This is a genomic window from Actinomycetota bacterium (assembly GCA_013152275.1).
In the GTDB taxonomy this organism is placed as follows: Bacteria; Actinomycetota; Acidimicrobiia; order Spongiisociales; family UBA4744; genus BMS3Bbin01.
This window is the reverse complement of the sequence record JAADGS010000084.1, coordinates 1-3,480: the sequence shown is the minus strand read 5'-3', so window position 1 is coordinate 3,480 and position 3,480 is coordinate 1. Positions and strand designations below refer to the sequence as shown.

At 64.1% G+C, this 3,480-nt stretch carries 5 protein-coding genes; all 5 read left to right on the top strand.

Annotation, left to right across the window (positions count from 1 at the left end; translation table 11 throughout):
• The coding region (locus tag GXP34_13225) for a 2-oxoacid:ferredoxin oxidoreductase subunit beta (protein ID NOY56927.1) at nucleotides 1-784 on the top strand (784 nt) is incomplete at its 5' end.
• Entirely contained in the window at nucleotides 774-1,310 is a 537-nt protein-coding gene (locus tag GXP34_13220) for a 2-oxoacid:ferredoxin oxidoreductase subunit gamma (GenBank protein ID NOY56926.1), read from the top strand. The genes GXP34_13225 and GXP34_13220, both read left to right, overlap by 11 nt.
• A complete protein-coding gene (locus GXP34_13215; GenBank protein ID NOY56925.1) occupies nucleotides 1,307-1,912 on the top strand; it encodes a TetR/AcrR family transcriptional regulator in 606 nt (201 codons plus the stop codon). Before GXP34_13220 ends, GXP34_13215 begins: the two co-directional genes overlap by 4 nt.
• Nucleotides 1,913-1,916: 4 nt before the next feature.
• Entirely contained in the window at nucleotides 1,917-3,122 is a 1,206-nt protein-coding gene (locus GXP34_13210) for a CoA transferase (GenBank protein NOY56924.1), read from the top strand.
• Between the two features lie 24 nt (nucleotides 3,123-3,146).
• A partial coding sequence (locus GXP34_13205; GenBank protein NOY56923.1) for an enoyl-CoA hydratase/isomerase family protein occupies nucleotides 3,147-3,480 on the top strand: 334 nt, incomplete at its 3' end.

Genomic DNA, 3,480 nt, shown 5'->3' with positions numbered 1-3,480 from the left:
CCACGTGCTGTGCCCTGGATGTGCACACGGAATCGTGTTGCGATCGTTCCTGAACGCCGTCGATCAACTCCAGATCGACCAGGACAAGCTCGCGATGGTCGCAGGTATCGGCTGCAGCAGCCGCCTCGTCGGCTACGTGGACTTCTGTACGTTGCATGGGACCCACGGCAGGGCACCGGCGTTCGCCACAGGCCTCAAGCTCGCCCGCCCGGACCTCAACGTCGTCGTCGTCACCGGAGATGGTGACGCCCTTGCAATCGGTGGCAATCACCTGATCCATGCGGCACGGAGGAACATCGACATCACGGTCCTGCTCCTCAACAACTCGATCTACGGGATGACCGGCGGCCAGGCCGCTCCGACCACTCCCGAGGGGGCGCTCGCATCGACGACGCCTGCGGGGAACACGGAGCCGAACTTCGACGCATGCAAGCTGCTCATGGGAGCAGGCGCATCCTTCGTCGCTCGCGTGCTCGCGGCGAACCCGATGGACATGACGAAGATCATGGTGGACGGGCTGAGCCACCCCGGCTTCTCGTTCATCGAGGTCATCAGCGACTGCCCCGAGTACTTCGGGCGTTACAACAAGGTCGGTGGCGGTGCAGAGATGCTCACCTGGATGTCGGTGAGGGACGAAGGGGTGGCAGGTCCCCTCGCAGAGAAGCGTTTCGTGAAACACATCCCGACACAGGCTCCGCCGCAGGGGATGAAGACGGGAGTGCTTCAACGAGAGATTCGTTCTGTGTACGCCGGTGTACGAAAGGTCGAGGACCATGAGTCGTAACGAGATCAGGATCGCCGGGGCCGGTGGACAAGGCGTCGTGACGGCAGGCCGCATCCTCGCCGAGGCTGCAATCCTGTCTGGAAACGACGCCACACACTCTCAGGTGTACGGTCCACAGTCCCGGGGCGGTGCAAGCCGCTCAGACGTCGTCATTGCGTCGGGAGAGATCGGGTTCCCTCTCGCCGACGACATCGATCTCCTCATCGTCCTGAGTGGCGAGGCGTACTCACGGTACGAACCCGAACTGTCGTCGGAAGGCCGACTGGTCGTCGATAGTCGGTGTGCGCCGAGCGATCTCAACGGAGACGCCCGCCAGTTCGCCATAGTCGACACGGCACGGGCGATCTCAGGAAGCCAGGTCGTGACCGGTGTTGTCGCCCTCGGCGTGATCCAGGCACTCGAGGACGTCGTCGATGCGGATGCTCTGCGTGAGGCCGTTGCGGCCCGTGTCCCCCCAAAGCACCGCGAGATGAACCTCGAGGCGTTGCAGGCCGGCAGAGAACTGGTGGGTGGCGGCACGGCATGACGGGTGACCTCACCACGCGGGAGCGCATCCGCAGGGAGGCTGCAGCGCTCTTTCGCAACAAGGGGTTCAACGGGACCAGCATGGCCGACCTCGCTGCAGAGGTCGGGATCAGTAAGTCGAGCCTGTACCACCACTTCCCGAGCAAGCAGGCCCTCCTGTCCGAGATCATCGAACTGACCGTCAACCGTGTGACACCCCTTGTGCGAGAAGTGGCAGACTCAGACCTCCCGATCGCCGAGCGGTTACGCAGGGCGATCGATCTCCACACGGTCGAGGCCATCCACGACCGCGACGCGGTTGCCTGCTTCATCGAGGAGGGCCGCTACCTGAGCCCCGACTTCATGGCGAATCACATCACGAACCGTGACCGGTACGAGCTCATCTTCCGCGAGATGTTCGACGAGGGGATAGCGTCCGGCGACTTCGTCGACCAGGATGCCGGTGTCGCGGTCAAAGCGATCCTCGGCATGTGCAACTCTGTCGTGCGCTGGTACCAGCCATCTGGTGTGTACTCCCCGGACGAGATCGCCGCGGAGATCGCTGGTTTCGTCGTTCGCGGAGCTTCGACGAGCCGGCCGACCGGCCACGATGAGGAGGCATAGGCAGATGCCAGGCGCACTTGACGGCGTAACGGTGCTCGACCTTTCCCAGGGAGCTGCAGGCCCGACGTGTGCGATGCACCTCGGTGACCTCGGAGCGAAGATCTGGAAGGTCGAGCCACCCGGTGGCGAGTGGGGACGTCGTCTCGGCCCGCCGTTCGTCGGTGGTGCCGCTGCAGCGTTCCTGGGCATGAACCGCAACAAGCGCAGCATCATCATCGACCTCAAGACGGCAGGAGGGGCCGACGTCGTTCTCCGACTCGTCGAACGGTCCGACGTCGTCCTGGAGAGTTTCCGCCCCGGAGTCGCGGACCGGCTCGGTATCGGCTACGACGCGGTCGCCGAACGCAACCCCCGGGCGATCTATGCAGCCATATCGGCCTTCGGTCAGACCGGCCCGTGGCGGGACCGTCCCGGAGTCGATGGTGTTGCTCAGGCGATGGGTGGGATCATGAGCGTCACGGGAACGCCGGACGGACCACCCGTCAAGGTCGGTGTGCCCGCAGCGGACATGGCCGGCGGCGTGTTCGCCTCCCAGGCGATCCTCGCGGCCCTGTTCGCCAGAGAGCGGACCGGCAGAGGGCAGCGAGTCGATGTATCGCTCCTCGACTCACTCCTTGCGTACCAGGTCGTGCCGCTCTCGATGTTCCTCGCCAGTGGTCGACCGCCCCAACGCCTCGGGAGCGCCGCCCCTTACGCTGCACCCAATGAGGCCTTCCCGACGAGTGACGGTCACGTCATGGTCGCTGCCTACACGCCGAAGCGGTGGCCCGCTCTGTGCGCTGCGCTCGGCCAACCGGGCCTGGCGACCGACTCACGTTTCGACACGAACGAGAAGCGGGTGAACGGTCGGCCTGCGCTGCGTGAGATCCTCGAACCCCTGTTCCGTGAAAGGACGACGGCAGAGTGGGTAGAGATCCTCGACACCGTCGACGTCATCTGTGGACCCCTGCTGTCGTACCCCGAACTGATCCAACAGGAGCACATCGTGACCGGGGACTCGATCGTCACGGTCGAGCATCCCGCGACCGGTGAAGTCCGTTCACCGGTGTTCCCCGGCCGACTGTCCGAGACACCCGGAGACTTCGCTGTGTCGTCCCCACCAGTGGCGGGCGAGCACACCGACGAGATTCTGAAAGAATGTGGATTCGGAACCGACGAGATCGAGGGACTCCTCGACGCCGGTGTCGTGATCACAGGATCCAGTGACTGAGATGTTCGACGAGAGGAGACAGCAGTGACAGATAGCCAGGCCAGTGCATCGCCGGAGGAACCCGTCCTCTATGAACGTGATGGTGCCGTAGGGGTTCTGACGCTGAACCGTCCCAAGGCGATGAACGCCTTGACGGTGCCCATGCTCGAGACGATGGCGGCCATCATCGCCGGCATCGAGGCCGACCCCGATACGCGTGTGCTCGTCGTCACCGCATCCGGTGACAAGGCGTTCTGTGTCGGTGCCGATCTCAAGAGTCGGGGCAAAGAGTTCGAAGCAGGCCTCATCCATGATCCTCTCGGATTGCTCGTTCGCGACGTGTTCGGCCGTCTCGAGAACCTGCACGTTCCCGTCATCA